The organism is Rhodopseudomonas sp. G2_2311 (genome assembly GCF_047501505.1).
In the GTDB taxonomy this organism is placed as follows: Bacteria; Pseudomonadota; Alphaproteobacteria; order Rhizobiales; family Xanthobacteraceae; genus Rhodopseudomonas; species Rhodopseudomonas palustris_H.
Window position 1 is genome coordinate 3,144 of record NZ_JAZDRK010000031.1, and the last position, 17,413, is coordinate 20,556.

Here is a 17,413-nt window from a genome sequence, read left to right on the forward strand (position 1 = left end):
ACGGGTTCTGTGGAGAGGCTGGGGTGGGGGGGCGGGGGGGGGGGGGGGGGGGGGGGGGGGGCGGCCCGCCCCCCCCCCGCCCACGGCCGGATCACCTCGTTGAAATTTATGTCAGCCATGTTGACATATCAGGTCTTTATGTTACAAAACCGCCGACCAAGACGAAATAATCGACTATTCCGCTTGCGACCCCTGCCCGTGCAGTCCGATAAAGGAAGCTGCCCGGCGGCCTGCATGCGATGGTCGGACGGCTCGGCCGAAACATTAGCGGAGTTCGGCAATTCCGCCAAAACATCTCCCGGCGATGCGCCGGGACCGATAACCACTTTTGCGGCCGGCTTTCGATAGCCGGATCCGCGACAACCACGGCCACCCGCAGGCGCGCCGGTCCAGGAGAAGATCGATGGGAGTTTCGTTCGATAAGATCGACGGCTCGCTCTGGCTGAACTTCGACATCCAGCCCTCGGCGAACCCGACCCCCGACAAGGAACGCGACGCGAAGCTGGAAAACCTCGGCTTCGGCCGGGTCTTCACCGACCACATGGCGATCGTCCGCTTCGACCAGGCGCATGGCTGGCACGGCGCCCGCATTGAGGCGCGCTCGAACTTCGCGCTCGATCCGGCCCACGCCGTGCTGCACTACGCGCAGGAAATTTTCGAAGGCCTCAAGGCCTATAAGCGCGACGACGGTGGCGTGAACCTGTTCCGCCCCGACGCCAATGCGCGCCGCTTCCGCGACAGCGCCGACCGCATGGCGATGGCGCAGCTGCCCGAGCAGGTGTTCATCGAGGCGATCGAACAGCTGGTGAAGATCGACCGCAACTGGATCCCGGGCGGCGAAGGCAGCCTGTATCTGCGGCCGTTCATGATCGCCAGCGAAGTGTTCCTCGGCGTCAAGCCGTCGGCGGAGTACATCTTCTCGGTGATCGCCTCGCCGGTCGGCTCGTACTTCAAGGGCGGCCCTGCCCCGGTGTCGATCTGGGTGTCGGAGACCTATACCCGCGCGGCGGTCGGCGGCACCGGCGGCGTCAAGTGCGGCGGCAACTACGCCGCCAGCTTGCGCGCCCAGGCCGAAGCGATCGAGCGCGGCTGCGACCAGGTGGTGTTCCTCGATGCGCTCGAGCGCCGCTACGTCGAAGAGCTCGGCGGCATGAACGTGTTCTTCGTGTTCGACGACGGTTCGCTGTCGACTCCGCCGCTCGGCACCATCCTGCCTGGCATCACCCGCGACTCGATCATCACGCTGGCGCGCGACGCCGGCCGCGTGGTCCGCGAAGAGCCGTACACGATCGATCAGTGGCGCGCCGACGCGGCGTCCGGCAAGCTCAAGGAAGCGTTCGCTTGCGGCACCGCCGCGGTGATCTCGCCGATCGGCAAGGTGTGCTCGAACCACGGCGACTTCACCATCAACGGCGGCCAGGCCGGCGAGGTGGCGATGGGCCTGCGCAAGCAGCTTGTCGACATCCAATACGGCCGCACGCCGGACAAGCACGGCTGGATCAAGAAGGTGATCTGAGGCTCGTTGATATCGAGCCCCGAACTCACCACGAGTCATTCCGGGGCGCTGACGAAGTCAGCGAACCCGGAATCTCTTTGGTAACAACCTCGAGATTCCGGGTTCGCGCTACGCGCGCCCCGGAATGACGTTGCCTAAACCATCGACACGAGCACGGCGCGCTCCCTCGCCCCGCCCTTGCGGGGAGAGGGCCGGGGTGAGGGGCGACGCGGATCGCGGACTCACTGCCTGGGGCGCCCTCACCCCCGCCCTCTCCCGCAGGCGGGAGAGGGAGTGCGCCGTGGTCGGGGCGCAGGCAATGCGCTTACGCACAGACGGCAACTATCTTCGCCCGAACAGCTTCTCGATATCGGCCAGCGTCAGTTCGACATAGGTCGGGCGGCCGTGGTTGCATTGGCCGGAATTCGGCGTCGCTTCCATCTCGCGCAGCAGCGCGTTCATTTCCTCCGGCTTGAGCACGCGCCCGGCGCGGACCGAGCCGTGGCAGGCCATGGTGGCGGCGACGTGCATCAGGCGGCGCTCCAGCGGCAGCGCTTCGTCCCATTCGGCCATGTGCTCGGCGAGATCGCGCAGCAGGCCTGACGCATCGGTCTTACCGAGCAGCGACGGCGTTTCGCGCACCGCGACTGCACCGGGGCCGAAGCTCTCGATGACCAGGCCGAACTTCGCCAGCTCTTCGGCCCGCGCGACCAGGCGCTCGACCGTCGCCTCGTCCATCTCGACGATGTCGGGGATCAGCAGGATCTGGCGCTGCACGCCGTTGGCTTCGAGCGAAGCTTTGAGCCGCTCATAGACGATCCGCTCATGCGCGGCGTGCTGATCGATCACGATCAGACCGTCGCGGGTCTGCGACACGATGTAGGTCTCGTGGATCTGAGTGCGCGCAGCACCGAGCGGCCGGTCGAGCAGATCCGGCGTCACCTCGGCCGGACGAATGTCGGCGCTCGGCGCGCCGACATCGAACGCCGCCTGCGCGCGCTCGGCGAACGATGGCGCCGCAGTGCCGCCGACCGGATAGGACGGCGACGAACGCCAGTCCCAATTCGCCGGCGGCATCGAGGCGGGACGAAATGTCGAGATCACGCTGCTGGCGCTGTTGGCCGCGGTCCGGCGGCCTTCGCGCGCGAGGCCTTCCTTCAGTGCATGCACGATCAGCGCGCGGACCAGACCGGCATTGCGGAAGCGCACCTCGGTCTTGGCCGGATGCACGTTGGCGTCGACCTCGCGGCTATCCAGCGTGACGAACAGCGCCACCACCGGATGACGGTCGCGCGGCAAGTAGTCCGAATACGCGGCGCGCACCGCTCCCAAGATCAGCTTGTCGCGCACCGGGCGGCCGTTGACGAACAGATACTGCCCGAGCGCATTGGCTTTGGTCAGCGACGGCGCCGCCGCGAAGCCTTCGACGATCACGCCCTCGCGCTCGGCACGGACTTCGATGGCGTTGGCGCGAAACTCGGCGCCGAGGATGTCGCCGAGCCGGATCAGTTGCCCGGGCGCACCCGGCAGCGCCGCCGCCCAAGTCACCGGCGCGCGCTCTTCGCCGGCCAGCGTGAAGGCCACGTCCGGCCGCGCCATCGCCAGTCGCCGGACGACTTCGCGGATCGCTTCGGCCTCGGTGCGATCGGTCTTGAGAAACTTCAGCCGCGCTGGCGTTGCAAAGAACAGATCGGCGACTTCGACGCGGGTCCCCTGCGTCAGCGCCGCCGGCGCGATCGGGGTCTTGTCGCCGCCTTCGACCCGCAGGCTCCAGGCATGCGGCTCGGTGGCGTGCCGCGTCGTGATCGACAGTCGCGCCACTGCCCCGATCGACGGCAGCGCTTCGCCGCGAAACCCGAGGGTGCGGATCTGCAGCAGGTCCTCGTCGTCGAGCTTGGAGGTGGCGTGACGATCGACCGCGAGCGCGAGATCGGCTGCCGTCATGCCGGAGCCGTCGTCGGCAATGACGATCTTCCGCCGCCCGCCGCCGTCCGAAAAGATGTCGATCCGGCTGGCGCCGGCATCGATCGCATTCTCGACCAGCTCCTTCACCACGCTCGCCGGCCGCTCCACCACCTCGCCGGCGGCGATGCGGTTGACGATGGTTTCGGGAAGCTGGCGGACGGGCATGGGAACCGAGCGACTCGTGGGCGTGAGCGATGACTTTAGAGAAGCCGGTTGCCGCCGTCAGCCGCGGACGTGGCCCTCTCCTTCTCCGTCATTGCGATCGCAGCGAAGCAATCCAGCTCCGTGCACGGGGCTCCTGGATTGCTTCGTCGCTTCGCTCCTCGCAATGACGACGTGGCGGCAGTTGGTCAATCATCGAAGCTCTTGCCGCTCCGTCCGGCCTTGATGTCGCCGCGGCGCTTCTTGCCTTCGAGGCGGCGCTTCTTCGAGCCCAGCGTCGGCCGGGTGGCGCGGCGCGGGATCGGGCGCACCAGCGAAGCTTTCAGCAGTTCTTCGAGCCGCTCCAGCGCATCGGCACGGTTGCGCTCCTGGGTGCGGAAGCGGTCGGCGCGGATGACGATGACGCCGTCCTTGGTCATGCGCTGGCCGGCGAGCCCGACCAGCCGCGCGGCGGCATCCTCCGGCAAGGCGATCTTGGCGGTGTCAAACCGGAGCTGCGCCGCGGTCGACAGCTTGTTGACGTTCTGCCCGCCCGGCCCAGAGGCGCGGATGAAGCTGATCTCGATGTCGTCGTCCTCGATCACGAGGTTGCGGCTGATCCGCAGCATGGGGCACCAAAGCGGTTGATGCCGCGCGGACCGCACGGCGGCCTGCTGTTTAGCACGGTCGAACCGCTTGCGCCCCCTCCCCCCGCCGGCGGGGAGAGGTTCAGTCGTCCTCCGGGAGAGGTCGCGGCAACGCGAGTCTGGGCGTGGTGCTAATTCGCCCGCGGCGCGGGCGGAGTGCCGGCGGGTTTGACGGCCGGTTGGGCTGCAGCCTGGGGCTGGCGGCCGACCACCACGGTGAGCAGACCGTTCGACCACAGCCGCTGCGCGACGCGCTTGGCATCTGCCAGCGTCACCGCGTTGACCACCTCACTGCGCTTGTCGATGTAGTCGATCGGCAGACCGTCGTTCTGATACTGCAGCAGCGCTTGCGCCAACTTGGCCGAGGTGTCGAGCGACAGCATCTGCGAGCCGTTGATGTAGGACTTCGCCTCGGCAAGCTCCTGCTCGCTCGGCCCCTGCTCGCCGATCCGCTTCACCTCGGCAGTGATGGCATCGATCGTCTCGGTGGCGCGGTCGGCGCGGGTGCCGGTCGAGCCGATGAACAGCGCCGAATGCTGCATCCACAGCAATTGCTCGTAGATCGAATAGGCCAGCCCGCGCTTCTCGCGCACTTCGCGGTACAGCCGCGACGACAGCGAACCGCCGCCGAGGATGTGATTGACCACATAGGCGGCCATGAAATCCGGATCGTCGCGCTTGATGCCCGGTCCACCGAACATCACCACGGTCTGCGGCACGTCGAGCGTGACGTTGGTCCGCTGCGGCGGCTTGGCGGCGACGACATCCGGCACCGGCGTCAGCTGCGCCTTGGCCGGCAGGCTGCCGAACGTGTCGTCGAGCAGCTTGGCGAGCGTGGCGGCATCGACGTCGCCGACCACCGCGATCTTCAGCGTGTCCTTCGCCAGCACTCGGCCGACATAGCCCTTCATGTCCTCGATGGTGACCTTGGGCAGGCTTTCCGGCGTGCCGGTCGAAGGCCGGCCATAGGGGTGATCGCCGAACGCCACTTCGAGAAACTTGCGGCTGGCGAGGTTGTTGGGATCGAGCGCCTGGCGGCGCAGCGTCGACAACAGCTGCGCGCGAATTCGCTCGACGTCCTTCGGCTCGAACCGCGCCTGGGTCATCGAGGTGTGCAACAAACCGAACGCTTCGTTGCGGTCGTCCTTCAGCATCCGCAGCGAGCCGCGGAAGTAATCGCGGGTCACCGAGTAGGACAGTTGAATGGCGCGGCGATCCAGCCGCTCATGGAACGTCGCCGAGTCCATGTCGCCGGAGCCTTCGTCGAGCAGGTTGGCGACCATGTGGCCGACGCCCGGCTTGTCGGCCGGATCCTGGCTGGCGCCGCCGTCGAACGAATACTCCATCGAGATCAGCGGCACGGTGGCGTCCTGCACGAACCACGCAACCAGACCGCCGGGAGTCACCAGCCGCTGGATCTTGGCGGCCGCATGCGACGGCACCGCGGACAAAGCGACGGCAAGCCCGACGCAGGCGGCGAGCGCGAATTGCTTAGCAAAGCCGGCGCGGGTCACGACGAGAGCAGCGGTCAGGCGCCGCGCAGACAACAGATCGATGCTCACGAGCGTTTCTCCTCCTGCTTGGCGGCGGGGCCGGTGACCAGATAGCCGGTCGCCGAGCGGTTGCGGTCGAGCCACTGCTTGGCGGCGGCGCGAACGTCGTCGGAGGTGACGGCACGGATGCGGTCGGGCCAGCTCTGCACGTCCTGGACGCTGAGGCCGGTGGTCAGCGCCTGACCGTACCAGCGCGCCAACGTCGCCTGATTGTCCTGCGCATAGACCGCGGCGGCGATCAGCTGGGTCTTGACGCGCTCCAGGTCCTCGGAGCGAACCGGGTTGGCGACGACATCGGCGATCACTTCGTCGATCTTCTTCTCGATCGCCGCAAAATCGACACCCGGCTTCGGCGTGCCGGCGACGATGAAGTAGCTGTCGTCGAGCGCATTGCCCTGGTAGTTGGCCCCCACCGTGATCGCCAGCGGATTGTCGATCACCAGCGCGCGGTACAGATACGAATTGCTGCCATGGCCGAGCAGTTGCGCCAGCACTTCCAGCGCGGCGCTGTCGCCCTTGGCGCCGGTGTGGGCCGATGGCACCAAATAATAGCGCCGCACCGCCGGCTGTTCGACGCGCGGATCAGCGAGCGTCACGGTGCGCGGCCCCGCCGGCGTCGGCTCCTGCGGGCGGATGCGCTGCGGCGGGATCGCCGGCTGCGCCGGGATCGCCCCATAAATCCGCTCGGCCAGCGGGCGAACCTCGTCGGCCTCGATGTCGCCGGCGATCACCAGCGTGGCGTTGTTGGGCGCGTAGAACCGGCGATAGAACGCCAAGGCATCCTCGCGATCGAGCTTGGCGATCTCCTGATGCCAACCGATCACCGGGCGGCCGTAGGGATGGTTGAGATACAGCGCCGCCATGATCTGCTCGGTGAGCCGCGCGTCCGGATCGTTGGCGACCCGCATGTTGTACTCTTCGAGCACGACGTCGCGCTCCGGCAGCACGTTCTCGTCCTTCAGCACCAGGCCGGTCATGCGGTCGGCCTCGAACGCCATCATCTGTTCGAGGTGGGACTTCGGCACGCGCTGGAAGTAGCCGGTGAAGTCGTAGGAGGTGAACGCGTTCTCGTTGCCGCCGATCTTCAGCACAGTCTGCGAGAACTCGCCGGCCGGATGCTTCTCGGTGCCCTTGAACATCAGATGTTCGAGGAAATGCGCCAATCCGGATTTGCCGGGCGTCTCATCGGCCGAGCCGACCTTGTACCAGATCATCTGCGTCACCACCGGCGTGCGGTGATCCGGGATCACCACCACCCGAAGGCCGTTCTGCAGCGTGAAGGTCGCGGGCGGCGCGGCGGTGACGGTCTGCGCGGCGGCAGGCGTCCCGACCACCACGGCGGCAAGGACGGCGAGCGCGGCGAGCGGGCGGCGGCGCGGAGCGGCGGATGCGGTCATATCAGGCATCATCCAGGCTGGAGGACGGATCAGGCCGAGCGCCTGTCCGAAGAACAAGGCGCAAGCCATCGGCAGCGGCGCTGACGCGCACGCTGTTCGACGGAACGAGAGATGGGAATGCCGCGCGATGCGGCGAGCCGTGATGAACGAGGACGGACGGCAACCAGGCTCAATTGCTGGTTTCTTTGCCCGACATGATGTCCATCCGCTTGCTGCCGAGCGCTTCCTTCGGCCCGGTGCCGTAGGCGAAGTTCGGCGACGGCGTCTGGTAGCCGGACGGCGGCTGGGTCAGGTTCTCGCGGGTCGGCTCGCCGGTGAAGGTCGCGGTTTCGGTCTTGCTGCCGCCGAACACGCTCCAGAGCGAGCCGTTGAAGCCGAGCTGAGACGGGCTCAGCATCGGATTGTTCTGCTGGTTGCCGGGCTGCATCGGATCGTTGCCGCCCTTGGCGGCGTCGGCGCGGACCGATTTGAGCTGCGACGGGGTCAGCGGCTGGGCCGATTCCCACGGATTCGGCTTGGCCTTGGCTTCGGCCGCCTTGATTTCCTTGCGGCGCTGCAGATCGGCGTCCTTCGGCCAGTTCGGCGCCGGCGCGGCCGCGGCGGTGGCTTCCGGCGGCGGCAGTTCAAGCTTCGGCGGCACCACCAGCGGCGAGCGCTCGCGATAGTCGATGCCGGAATTGTCCATATTGGTGGCGCCGATGCCGGACATCAGGCCCTTGATCACCTTCTCTTCGAAGGTGCTGTCGTCCTCGTCGTCCTGGGCACGGGCCACACCGGCGGTGAGCACCAGCCCAATCCCCAGCGCGACGGCGGCCAGCCGGGCGGTGCGGAGCAGCGCGGCGGTGGACGTTTCCAGCTTCGGAAGGCGGCTGTCGGTCTGGCGCATGGCGTTGATCCTATTCACGTCTTGCGATCGGGCCGCAACCCGGAAGCAGGCCCAATTCCGCGCGGTCGGTATCGGCCGGGATCAGGGCGCTTTTGCGGCGGGTAGCCCTATCAGGGAGTCATACAGCAGGGCCGCCACCCCGACAACAATCGCCACGTCGGCGATGTTGAACACGTACCAATTGTAGGTTTTGCCGCCGATTTCGGCGTGAAGGAGGGCAAAATCGACCACCGCGCCATAGGCGAGCCGGTCGATCGCATTGCCGATCGCCCCGCCGATGATCAGACCGAGACCGATGGTCGCAAGCCTGGTGGTGGAGCGCGCCATCCAGATCGCCAGCGCCACCACGGCCACGACCTTGAACGCCAGCATCAACATCTGCCCGGTCGGCCCCTGGCCGGAGAACCAGCCGTAGGAGATCCCGGTGTTCCAGGCCAGCACCAGATCGAAGAACGGCAGCACCTGCACCACGCCCTTCCGCGCCAGCTCAAACCCGTGCAGCAGCCACAGCTTGCTGGCCTGATCGAGCGCCAGCGCGACGATGGCGGCGAGGACGCCGAGGCGGACGGGGGTCATGATGCCGCCGCTCCGTCACGAAGCGTCGTCCCCGCGCAGGCGGGGGCCCATACGCCGTGTCGGTGATGTTGAGACGAGGCATCGGTCATCGGCTTGGCCTTGCCGCACTCACTGGCGTCATGCCCGGGCTTGACCCGGCCATCCACGAAACAACCACCGTGCTCGCAGCCATGGATGGCCGGGTCAAGCCCGGCCATGACGGGCATTGCTGAGGATGCGAGCCTCTCAAGACGCCGCGCCGCCCAGCGCCTTCCATTCCCGCAGCGCCTGGGCGTCGCGAGGGGAGACGTCGGGATATTCGGCGTCCGAGCCGACGCTCGACAGGATCTTCCACGACCGGGCGCATTTGGTGCCCTGCGCCCGCTCGATCACCACGCCGACGTCGGCGAGCTCCGGCAGCCGGAACGCATCGGCCGGCGGAGTGTCGTTGCCGCGCAGGATCTCGACCATCGCGTTCGACGTGATGCAGATCTCCGCCCAGTCGACGTCGAACAGATCGGCCATGAAGGCTTCCGGCAGATAGATCATCGGCGAGGCTTCGAGCGACGAGCCGATCCGCTTCGCGGCGCGCTCGACTTCCAGCGCGCCGGTGACGACCTTGCGGATCGCACGGATCACCCGCCACTTCTTCTCCAGCGCCTCGTCGCGATACCCGCCGAGGTCGAGCGGGAACAGCGTCAGGTGCACGCTCGGCTCGGCGTCGGGCCGGTACATGCTCCAGGCTTCGTCGGCGGTGAACGACAGCACCGGCGCCAGCCACTTCAGGATCGCGTCGCAGATGATGTCGATCGTGGTCAGCGCCGCCTTGCGCGCCAGCGACGACGGCGGGTCGCAGTACAGCGTGTCCTTGCGAATGTCGAAGTAGAACGCCGACAGCTCGGTGTTCATGAACGCCGCAAGCGACGCCACCACGGTCTTGTAGTCGAACTCCGCATAGGCGGCGCGCACCGTCGCGCTCTGCTCGGCAAGCTGATGCAGCATCAGCCGCTCCAGCTCCGGCATGTCGGCGAACGCCACCGCCTCGTCGCGCTTGAAATGGTGCAGCGTGCCGAGCATCCAGCGGATCGAGTTGCGCAGCTTGCGATAGGTCTCGACCACGTTCTTGAGGATCTCGGGGCCGATGCGCTGATCGTCGGCGTAGTCGGTGGCGCACACCCACAGCCGCAGGATGTCGGCGCCCGAGGACGCGATCACCTTGGCCGGATCGGTGGTGTTGCCGAGCGACTTCGACATCTTGCGGCCCTGCTCGTCGAGCGTGAAGCCGTGGGTCAGCACGACGTCATAGGGCGCGCGGCCGCGGGTGCCGCAGCTCTCGAGCAGCGACGAATGGAACCAGCCGCGATGCTGATCGCTGCCTTCCAGATACATCACCGTGTCGGCGCCGCCATCGACCTTGCGGCGGATGCCGGCGAGGCCGGGGAAGTTCTGCGCATCTTCGAGCACGAACGCATGGGTCGAACCGGAGTCGAACCAGACGTCGAGAATGTCGTCGACCTTGCGCCAGCCCTCAGCGGCGCGATCACCCAGGAAGCGCTCGGCCGCGCCTTCGGCGTACCAGGCGTCGGCGCCTTCCTGCATGAAGGCCTCGGCGATGCGGTGGTTGACGATCTCGTCCTGCAGGATCTCGACCGAGCCGTCGCCTCGGTCCTTGATGAATACCGCGATTGGCACGCCCCAGGCGCGCTGCCGTGAGATCACCCAGTCGGGACGGCCGGAGATCATGCCGTTGATGCGGTTCTGGCCGGCCGGCGGCACCCATTGGGTGACCGAGATCGCCTGCAGGGCGCGTGCGCGCAGCGTGTCGCCGGGCTTGGCGACGCCGTCATCGACGATGTCCTTATCCATCGCGATGAACCACTGCGGCGTATTGCGGAAGATCACCGGTTTCTTGGAGCGCCACGAATGCGGGTACTGGTGCTTCAGCTTGCCGCGCGCCAGCAGCGCGCCGCGCGCGATCAGCGCCTGGATCACCGCCTCGTTGGCGTCGCCCTTCTCGCCCTTGTCGTTGATTACCCGCTTGCCGGTGAAGCCCGGCGCCTGCTCGGTGAGGGCGCCGTTCTCATCGACGGTGTAGGGGATGACGGTATTGACATTCTCCCGCTCCAGCTCACGCGAGTGAGCCATCCAGATATCAAAGTCCTCACGACCATGCCCCGGGGCGGTGTGAACAAATCCCGTGCCGGTATCGTCGGTGACATGCTCACCATCGAGCAACGGAACAGGAAACTGATACCCCATATCGGCGAGAGGGTGCGAACAACAAAGAGCTGAGAGATTAGCTACATCCGCAATTTTCTTCCAAGCAACGACCCTCGCTTGCTTGAAGACATCCTCGGCCAGATTATTTGCGAGGATCAGAACTTCACCCACTTTAGCCCAGTTTTCAGCGGGAGCATCTGTGACCTGGAACAAGCCATACTTGATCTTGGAAGAGAAGCTGATGGCTCGGTTGCCCGGCAGCGTCCAAGGTGTAGTGGTCCAGATTACGACAGACGCATTCTCCACCAGCGAACTTTCGTAAAATTTGCTGTCGAGCGTCTGATCAGGATTGTGATCTCGCGTGAGGGTAAGGCCTTGCGCCGAATACGACCTGACCGGAAACTTCACCCACACCGTATCCGAGGTGTAGTCCTCGTACTCGACCTCGGCCTCGGCCAGCGCGGTCTTTTCGACCACGCTCCACATCACCGGCTTACTGCCCCGATACAGCGTGCCGTTGGCGGCGAACTTCATCAGCTCGCGGGCGATCTGCGCCTCGGCGAAGTAGTTCATCGTCGCGTAGGGATGATCCCAATCGCCGATCACGCCCAGCCGCTTGAACTCCTCGCGCTGCACGTTCAGCCATTTGGTGGCGTAGGCGCGGCACTCCTTGCGGAACGCGATGATCGCCGCGGAGTCCTTGAAGTTCGGCTTCGGCTTGCCCTTGGAGCGGTAGTTCTCTTCCTCGATCTTCCACTCGATCGGCAGGCCGTGACAGTCCCAGCCGGGCACGTAGTTGGAGTCGAACCCGAGCATCTGCTGGCTCTTGGTCACGACGTCCTTGAGGATCTTGTTCAGCGCATGCCCGATATGGATGTTGCCGTTGGCGTAGGGCGGGCCATCGTGCAGCACGAATTTGGCGCGGCCCCGGGCGCTTTCGCGCAGCTTGCCGTAGAGGTCCATCTCCTCCCAGCGCTTCAGCATCTCCGGCTCGCGCTGCGGCAGTCCGGCGCGCATCGGAAACTCCGTCTGCGGCAGGAAGAGGGTTTTGGAATAATCGTTGCCGCCCTGGGCGGCGTCTTTTGCGGGCGTGTCGGTCATGGCGGCGTGAATAGCGGTTTTGCGGGGCTTCGGAAACCCGATTGAACTGGCCGGGCAATCGAATTTACCCCGAGATGCGCCGATTGCGGCTCGCCGGCAAGGTGCCGGTTGCGGTCGACCTCCAAAAGACTAATCTATTGATCGATGGAGGAATTCCATGTCTGTCAGGCCACCTTCGGAAGTCTTTGAAGAATTGAAGAGGCTTCGCCGCGAGGGAGACAACCGCTCCCTCGACGAATTGCTGGATGACGCCCGACTGGCCCTTCGGGGCTCGACCGACTCTGCCGTCACCCCGATCCGAACGCTGGAAATCCGCGCGCTGGCAGATCGAGTCTTTGCCGATCCGGCCAGGGCAGAGGCTTGGCTCAATCACCCGAACCGGGGTTTGAACGGACAGCGTCCGCTCGACCTGCTGCGTGACGAACTCGGGGCTGCAGTGGTTCGTGAACAACTGGAGCAGATCGACCACGGAATCTTTGCTTGAGCCCCTCGTCATGGAGCTCTGGCGGATCTCGAACTATGCGGATCTGACCGGGACAGGCGGACTTAGGGCCAGCGGTCGCTGGCACAGCCGCGGGCGGCGGATCGTCTATCTTGCCGACCATCCATCGAGCGCCGTGCTCGAGATGCTGGTCCACATGGACCGCGAGTTTCTGCCCGCAACCTACCAATTGCTGCCCATTGCGGTTCCGGGCGACCTCGAAGCGAACGTTATCGCGCCGAATGATCTGCCATTGGATTGGGCCAATCGGCTCGAGGTGAGCCGCCAGGTTGGCGACAATTGGCTCGATCGCGGGACGAGCCCGTTGCTGCGTGTGCCGTCCGCGATCGTGCCGCAGGCCGACAACTTTTTGCTCAATCCGGCGCATCCCGATGCAGCCCAAATCGCGATCGCCGAGGTTATCCGCGCACCGTTCGATCCGCGGCTGATCGGTGGATAGGGAGCTGTCAGCCCTTCCCCAGCGGCTTGGCCGGGTTGCCGCCGACGATGGCATGTGGGGCGACGTCGCGGGTCACAACGCTGCCGGCCCCGATCACGGCGCCGTCGCCGATGCTGATGCCGGGCAGGATGATGGCACTACCGCCGATCCAAACGTCGGCCCCGATCGTCACCGGGCGGCCGAATTCCAGGCCCTCGCGGCGGGTGGCGGCGTCGCGCGGGTGGTCGGCCGCGTAGATCTGCACCGCCGGACCGATCTGGGTGCGGTCGCCGATCCGGACCGGCATGATGTCCAGGATCACACAGTTGAAATTGAGGAAGACGTTGTCGCCGAGGAAGATGTTGTAGCCGCAGTCGCAGAAGAACGGTGGCCGCACCACCGCGCTCTTGCCGACATGGCCGAAATGCTCGGACAGCAGCACGTGCCGCTCCGCCGCCGGCAGCGCGCCCGAGGCGTTGTAGCGGACGATCCAGGCCTTGTTGGCGGCCTCGTCGGCGGCGAGCTCCGGGCTGCCGGGGCGATACAGCTCGCCCGCCAGCATCTTCTCCTTCTCGGTCCGGTTCATCGCAGCGTGCCGAGTTTGGGGAACGCGCCGTGGTCGGCGGCGAGCGCCGCGCGGGCGCGGGCGGAGTCGTCGTCCATCTGCCGGATCAGCGCCTCGATGCTCTCGAACTTTTCCTCGTCGCGGATGAAGGCGATGAAGGCGACGTCGAGCGTCTCGCCGTACAGCGGTTCATTGAAATCGAACACGAACACTTCGAGCAGCGGCGCGCCGTTGTCGAAGGTCGGGCGGCGGCCGAAATTCGCCACCGCGTCGTAGTGTTTGCCGCAGCGGCCGACCCGCACCGCATAGATGCCGTGCTTCAGGCTGCACTCCGGATCGAGCCTGATATTGGCGGTCGGATAGCCGAGGTCGCGGCCGCGCTTGTCGCCATGGATCACCTCGCCGGTGACGAACCACGGACCGCCCAGCATCTCGGTGGCGGCAGCGATGTGGCCCTCCTCCAGGCATTTGCGGATCGCGCTCGACGACACCGGATGGTCGCCGAAATCGACATGCGGCTGAACGTCGACCTCGATCCCGAGCGACGGCGCTTCGGCGACCAGCATCGAGGGCGAGCCGCCACGGCCCTTGCCAAAATGGAAATCGTAGCCGATCGCGATGCCCTGCACGCCGAGCCGGCCGATCAGCTCGTGCTGGATGAAGTCGTGCGCCGTGGTCGACGCCCGCCGCGCGTCGAAGCTGAGGATCACCGCGCCGTCGAGCCCGGTGCCGGCCAGCAGCCGCAGCTTGGCGGTCTCGTCGGTGAGCCGGAATTGCGGCACGTCGGGGCTGAAGAACTTGCGCGGATGCGGCTCGAACGTCACCGCCAGGGCCGGCGCCTTCTTGATCCGCGCCATGTCGAGGCAGGCGCCAATCACGGCACGGTGGCCGCGGTGGACGCCGTCGAAATTGCCCATCGCCACCACCGCGCCCTTGGGGATCACGGCCGTCGGCGTATCGTCGCGGATTACGGCAAAGCCTGTCATTTGGGATTCAGTTCATCGCGTTCAGGAGGGACCCGGACCGTGACGCGGAGCCGCGCGCGGTGTCAAGCCATCGTGCGGCCTGGGACACCTTCGGGAACGTCTGAAGCGAGGCGCCGGGGACTCAGCCGCCGCGCAGCGGCGGGACTTCGAGCTGGTCGCGGCGGCAGGCGCGGCGGTCGATTTCCTCGCAGGCCCGGAATTGCAGATCCTTGCTCATGCAGATCCGCACCTCGCTGAGCCGCTTGCGGTCGCACATCACCGCAATCGCCGAATTCGACAGGCCCGGATTGACCTTGATGAAGGCGGCCTCGACCTCGTCGGCGGTGACGGTGCGCGGCTCCTTGGCGTCGATGAAGTCGGGCGGAATCCGGACTGCGGCGCGGGCCTTGCGGATCTGTTCGAAATAGCCGCGCTGCGACAGCCCTGCGCAGGTGCCGTGCTTGTCCCACTCGTTATAGATCAGCCCCGGCGCCGGCATCAGGTCAAGCATCGAGTCGACGATGCGGCGATCGAGCCGCGGCGCGGGACGCTCGCAATATTCCGGAAAGCCGCGCTCGTATTGCGGCCACAGCCCGTGCACCACGAAGGCGAACGGCCGGCCGCCGCACTGCAGCTGCTGCGAGCGGCCGCTGAGTCCGCGTTCGGACGCCTGCTCGCAATAAGACGGCGACCACGACAGCGCCAGCACGTAGAAATCGAACGCGCCGGGCGCATTCTGGCGGCGGTCCTGCGCCTCGGCTGCGGCCGAGGTGAACAGAGCCCCAGCCACCGCGCAGGCGGCGATCAGCGACCGTCGTCGACGTAGAAATCCAAGCATGTAACAGGGCCCTGCTGCTGGAAGTGCGAAAAGCCTACCAGGACTCAGGAACGTTTCAAGAACGCAAATGGTCGATAGCGCCGCGGTTCAGCGCGGCGCGCCGCTCAGGGCTTGGCGGCCTTGCAGGCCGGATTGAACGCCCAATTGCGGTCGACGCCAACGACGCAGAACTCGACGCCATCAGTGAAGCCGGCGAGACCGCCATCCTCGATGACCGAGAAATACACCGGACGGGTCTTGCCGTCGTTCAGCAGCGCGTCGGCGGCACAGAAGCGGCGCGGAATGTTGTCGCTCTGCCAGGGGCGGAACGCGACGTCGCGGACCTTCGCATACGCAGTGATGCGCAGATCCGAATTCCAGAAGGTGCCTTCCTTCTCGGCGAACTGGTGGGTGATCGACGGCAGCGCCGCTTCGCACGGCGGCAGATTGCCGTCATAGCGCGGACCCGACAGCCAGAAGTTCATCTCCAGCGGATTGGCCGCCTGAGCGGTGGGCGCCAGCGCGAACAGGCCAAGCAGGGCCGCGACCGCGGCGACGGGCGTTTTCAACGTCGAAATGAATCGCATGGCTCATCCACCGGAATTCGATGCGGCGGACGGTGCCGCGAAGCCATGCCAAGGTCAAGTGCGGGCCGGCCACACCTCGGCAGAACCCCACGCGGAACGCGGGGCGTGTTCTTTCCATTCTCATGGCGGCGTTCTAGACTCGAACGCAGCGATAGAGGGAGATCACGATGCGATTGATGGGGGCTGCCGGCTTGGCCGTTCTGGGTGCGGTGCTGGCAAGCACGGCGGCGCGCGCCGATTATGTGCCGCCGTTCAAGGGCAATGATACCGGCGGAATCATCTCCACCAGCCTGATCGGCCATGCCGACGTCCGCGCCATGGCGGTCGATCACTGCGCCCGCTACGGTAAGGTGGTGAAGCTGCTCGGCGTGCAGGCCAATTACGGCGGCTACATCTCGTTCGCGTGCCGCTGGGTGCCGTATGGCGCCGACGAGCGGCCGCTGCGCACCAAATACTGATCGGAGCCGCAGCGATGAGCCGTCGCCATCTGTCTCGCATCTGGCTGCTTTCCCTGCTGCTCGCCGCGCCAGTGACGGCGGCGCAGGCGATCGACCTGCCGACCCGCAAGCCGGGACTGTGGGAGCTGAAGATGCAGGGCTCCGGCTCCGGGCAGAACGTCGCGATCCAGCACTGCACCGACGAGACCATCGACAAGAAGATGAACGCGGCGGTGCAGCCGCTGGCCACCGAAGCCTGCTCGACGCCGACGATCCAGAAGACCGCGACCGGCTACACCAACGATTCGGTGTGCAAGGTCGCTGGTATGACCACGACCTCGCACGCCGAGATCACCGGTGACTTCAATTCGGCCTACACGGTCAAGGTGACATCGCATAACGAGAACCCGCTGCCCGGCGTTCCCAAGGAGTCCGCCACGACGCTGGATGCGAAGTGGCTCGGCCCCTGCAAGGACGGCCAGAAGCCCGGCGACATTGTGATGCCGGGCGGGATCAAGATGAACATCGCCGACATGGACAAGCTGAAGGCGCTGTTGCCGAAGTCGAAGTGACGGCCCCGGAAGCTGGCGCAAAAGTCACACCCGCCGACCTTCGCCGGGACCTCCGTTGACAGCGGAGGCACTTGCCGCAATGTTACATTGTAACGTTGCGTGGCGGGGGACGACGCCGGCACCGTGAGAGGCTGGGGCGGCAATGGATTGGGTGCGGACGAACATCCGGTGGGGCGCACGGCTGGCGTTGATCGCGCTCGCCCTGCAGTTCGCCGCCGCGTTCGGCCACTTCCACGGCTTCGAGCCGCCTGCGCTGCAGATTGCCCAGGCCGACTCGGCCAATGGCCCAGCCGAACCCGATACCGACCATCACCATCCCGGCGTCGACCTCTGCGCGATCTGCGCAGTCGTCTCGATGGCCAGCCTGGCGCTGGCCGCAACGCCGCCGGCGCTGCCGCCGCAGCAGGCGCATTCCTTCCATTACCGCTTCGCCGTCCTCGACGACGCCGAATTGTCGTCAACGCCCGCCGGCTTTCAGCCGCGCGGCCCTCCTTTGTCCTGACCGCCGATCCCTTGTGAATGCCGCGCCGAGCCGGTCTCCGGCGGCGCGCGGACCAACGTGATCGATCTGCGTCGCCGCAGATCCCGGC

Annotated in this window: 17 protein-coding genes; 6 read left to right on the forward strand and 11 right to left on the reverse strand. The window is 66.3% G+C overall.

Going from position 1 to position 17,413, the window contains the following annotated elements; all coding sequences use genetic code 11:
- Nucleotides 1-403: 403 nt before the first annotated feature.
- Nucleotides 404-1,516: a branched-chain amino acid aminotransferase gene (locus VRZ08_RS23685; RefSeq protein ID WP_414534097.1), complete on the forward strand. Its 1,113-nt coding sequence runs from the start codon at nt 404-406 to the stop codon at nt 1,514-1,516.
- Nucleotides 1,517-1,837: 321 nt separating this feature from the next.
- On the opposite strand, the gene mutL is transcribed toward VRZ08_RS23685, so the two are convergent.
- The 7 genes from mutL to ileS form a co-directional block, all read right to left on the reverse strand.
- Nucleotides 1,838-3,625, reverse strand: a complete 1,788-nt coding sequence (mutL, locus tag VRZ08_RS23690; protein ID WP_414534098.1) for a DNA mismatch repair endonuclease MutL — start codon at nt 3,623-3,625, stop codon at nt 1,838-1,840.
- Nucleotides 3,626-3,810: 185 nt separating this feature from the next.
- A complete protein-coding gene (gene arfB / locus VRZ08_RS23695) occupies nt 3,811-4,230 on the reverse strand; it encodes an alternative ribosome rescue aminoacyl-tRNA hydrolase ArfB (protein ID WP_107345946.1) in 420 nt (139 codons plus the stop codon).
- Nucleotides 4,231-4,379: 149 nt separating this feature from the next.
- Complete coding sequence (locus VRZ08_RS23700; protein ID WP_414534113.1) at nt 4,380-5,762, reverse strand: M16 family metallopeptidase; 1,383 nt, start codon at nt 5,760-5,762, stop codon at nt 4,380-4,382.
- Nucleotides 5,763-5,806: 44 nt separating this feature from the next.
- Nucleotides 5,807-7,198: a M16 family metallopeptidase gene (locus VRZ08_RS23705; RefSeq protein ID WP_107345948.1), complete on the reverse strand. Its 1,392-nt coding sequence runs from the start codon at nt 7,196-7,198 to the stop codon at nt 5,807-5,809.
- Between the two features lie 169 nt (nt 7,199-7,367).
- The gene (locus VRZ08_RS23710) at nt 7,368-8,084 is read right to left on the reverse strand and encodes a hypothetical protein (RefSeq protein ID WP_414534099.1); all 717 of its coding nucleotides are present in this window, start codon (nt 8,082-8,084) and stop codon (nt 7,368-7,370) included.
- Between the two features lie 81 nt (nt 8,085-8,165).
- On the reverse strand, nt 8,166-8,660 hold the full coding sequence (gene lspA, locus VRZ08_RS23715; RefSeq protein WP_107356907.1) for a signal peptidase II: 495 nt from the start codon (nt 8,658-8,660) through the stop codon (nt 8,166-8,168).
- 225 nt (nt 8,661-8,885) lie between these two features.
- The gene (ileS, locus tag VRZ08_RS23720) at nt 8,886-11,960 is read right to left on the reverse strand and encodes an isoleucine--tRNA ligase (protein ID WP_414534100.1); all 3,075 of its coding nucleotides are present in this window, start codon (nt 11,958-11,960) and stop codon (nt 8,886-8,888) included.
- Between the two features lie 157 nt (nt 11,961-12,117).
- Between ileS and VRZ08_RS23725 the strand changes: the two genes are divergently transcribed.
- Both VRZ08_RS23725 and VRZ08_RS23730 read left to right on the forward strand, forming a co-directional pair.
- Nucleotides 12,118-12,444 (forward strand): antitoxin Xre/MbcA/ParS toxin-binding domain-containing protein, encoded by a 327-nt coding sequence (locus VRZ08_RS23725; RefSeq protein WP_414534101.1) that lies wholly within the window; start codon nt 12,118-12,120, stop codon nt 12,442-12,444.
- Nucleotides 12,404-12,901: an RES family NAD+ phosphorylase gene (locus VRZ08_RS23730; RefSeq protein WP_414534102.1), complete on the forward strand. Its 498-nt coding sequence runs from the start codon at nt 12,404-12,406 to the stop codon at nt 12,899-12,901. The genes VRZ08_RS23725 and VRZ08_RS23730 overlap by 41 nt, the downstream gene beginning before the upstream one ends.
- A 7-nt stretch (nt 12,902-12,908) precedes the next feature.
- On the opposite strand, the gene VRZ08_RS23735 is transcribed toward VRZ08_RS23730, so the two are convergent.
- From VRZ08_RS23735 to VRZ08_RS23750, 4 genes are all read right to left on the reverse strand, one after another.
- Entirely contained in the window at nt 12,909-13,466 is a 558-nt protein-coding gene (locus tag VRZ08_RS23735) for a sugar O-acetyltransferase (RefSeq protein ID WP_414534103.1), read from the reverse strand.
- Nucleotides 13,463-14,431, reverse strand: coding sequence for a bifunctional riboflavin kinase/FAD synthetase (locus VRZ08_RS23740; protein ID WP_414534104.1), 969 nt, complete (start codon nt 14,429-14,431; stop codon nt 13,463-13,465). The genes VRZ08_RS23735 and VRZ08_RS23740 overlap by 4 nt, the downstream gene beginning before the upstream one ends.
- 121 nt (nt 14,432-14,552) lie before the next feature.
- On the reverse strand, nt 14,553-15,248 hold the full coding sequence (locus VRZ08_RS23745) for a ribonuclease T2 family protein (RefSeq protein WP_414534105.1): 696 nt from the start codon (nt 15,246-15,248) through the stop codon (nt 14,553-14,555).
- A gap of 104 nt (nt 15,249-15,352) precedes the next feature.
- A complete protein-coding gene (locus VRZ08_RS23750) occupies nt 15,353-15,814 on the reverse strand; it encodes a hypothetical protein (protein ID WP_107345956.1) in 462 nt (153 codons plus the stop codon).
- A gap of 167 nt (nt 15,815-15,981) precedes the next feature.
- On the opposite strand from VRZ08_RS23750, the gene VRZ08_RS23755 reads away from it, so the two are divergent.
- From VRZ08_RS23755 to VRZ08_RS23765, 3 genes are all read left to right on the forward strand, one after another.
- Nucleotides 15,982-16,272 carry a hypothetical protein gene (locus VRZ08_RS23755; RefSeq protein WP_107345957.1) on the forward strand — a complete coding sequence of 97 codons (291 nt, stop codon included), beginning with the start codon at nt 15,982-15,984 and terminating at the stop codon, nt 16,270-16,272.
- A 14-nt stretch (nt 16,273-16,286) separates the two neighbouring features.
- Nucleotides 16,287-16,823: a DUF3617 domain-containing protein gene (locus VRZ08_RS23760; RefSeq protein ID WP_414534106.1), complete on the forward strand. Its 537-nt coding sequence runs from the start codon at nt 16,287-16,289 to the stop codon at nt 16,821-16,823.
- Nucleotides 16,824-16,965: 142 nt separating this feature from the next.
- Nucleotides 16,966-17,325 carry a hypothetical protein gene (locus VRZ08_RS23765; RefSeq protein WP_264053414.1) on the forward strand — a complete coding sequence of 120 codons (360 nt, stop codon included), beginning with the start codon at nt 16,966-16,968 and terminating at the stop codon, nt 17,323-17,325.
- Nucleotides 17,326-17,413 lie beyond the last annotated feature (88 nt).

What these genes read in the sequence shown, in the direction of transcription:
- arfB (WP_107345946.1), bottom strand. Translation starts at nt 4,230, where the DNA reads ATGCTGCGGATCAGCCGCAACCTCGTGATCGAGGACGACGACATCGAG.
- mutL (WP_414534098.1), bottom strand. Translation starts at nt 3,625, where the DNA reads ATGCCCGTCCGCCAGCTTCCCGAAACCATCGTCAACCGCATCGCCGCC.
- VRZ08_RS23725 (WP_414534101.1), top strand. Translation starts at nt 12,118, where the DNA reads ATGTCTGTCAGGCCACCTTCGGAAGTCTTTGAAGAATTGAAGAGGCTT.
- VRZ08_RS23755 (WP_107345957.1), top strand. Translation starts at nt 15,982, where the DNA reads ATGCGATTGATGGGGGCTGCCGGCTTGGCCGTTCTGGGTGCGGTGCTG.
- VRZ08_RS23685 (WP_414534097.1), top strand. Translation starts at nt 404, where the DNA reads ATGGGAGTTTCGTTCGATAAGATCGACGGCTCGCTCTGGCTGAACTTC.
- VRZ08_RS23760 (WP_414534106.1), top strand. Translation starts at nt 16,287, where the DNA reads ATGAGCCGTCGCCATCTGTCTCGCATCTGGCTGCTTTCCCTGCTGCTC.
- lspA (WP_107356907.1), bottom strand. Translation starts at nt 8,660, where the DNA reads ATGACCCCCGTCCGCCTCGGCGTCCTCGCCGCCATCGTCGCGCTGGCG.
- ileS (WP_414534100.1), bottom strand. Translation starts at nt 11,960, where the DNA reads ATGACCGACACGCCCGCAAAAGACGCCGCCCAGGGCGGCAACGATTAT.
- VRZ08_RS23740 (WP_414534104.1), bottom strand. Translation starts at nt 14,431, where the DNA reads ATGACAGGCTTTGCCGTAATCCGCGACGATACGCCGACGGCCGTGATC.
- VRZ08_RS23765 (WP_264053414.1), top strand. Translation starts at nt 16,966, where the DNA reads ATGGATTGGGTGCGGACGAACATCCGGTGGGGCGCACGGCTGGCGTTG.
- VRZ08_RS23750 (WP_107345956.1), bottom strand. Translation starts at nt 15,814, where the DNA reads ATGCGATTCATTTCGACGTTGAAAACGCCCGTCGCCGCGGTCGCGGCC.
- VRZ08_RS23705 (WP_107345948.1), bottom strand. Translation starts at nt 7,198, where the DNA reads ATGACCGCATCCGCCGCTCCGCGCCGCCGCCCGCTCGCCGCGCTCGCC.
- VRZ08_RS23710 (WP_414534099.1), bottom strand. Translation starts at nt 8,084, where the DNA reads ATGCGCCAGACCGACAGCCGCCTTCCGAAGCTGGAAACGTCCACCGCC.
- VRZ08_RS23745 (WP_414534105.1), bottom strand. Translation starts at nt 15,248, where the DNA reads ATGCTTGGATTTCTACGTCGACGACGGTCGCTGATCGCCGCCTGCGCG.
- VRZ08_RS23735 (WP_414534103.1), bottom strand. Translation starts at nt 13,466, where the DNA reads ATGAACCGGACCGAGAAGGAGAAGATGCTGGCGGGCGAGCTGTATCGC.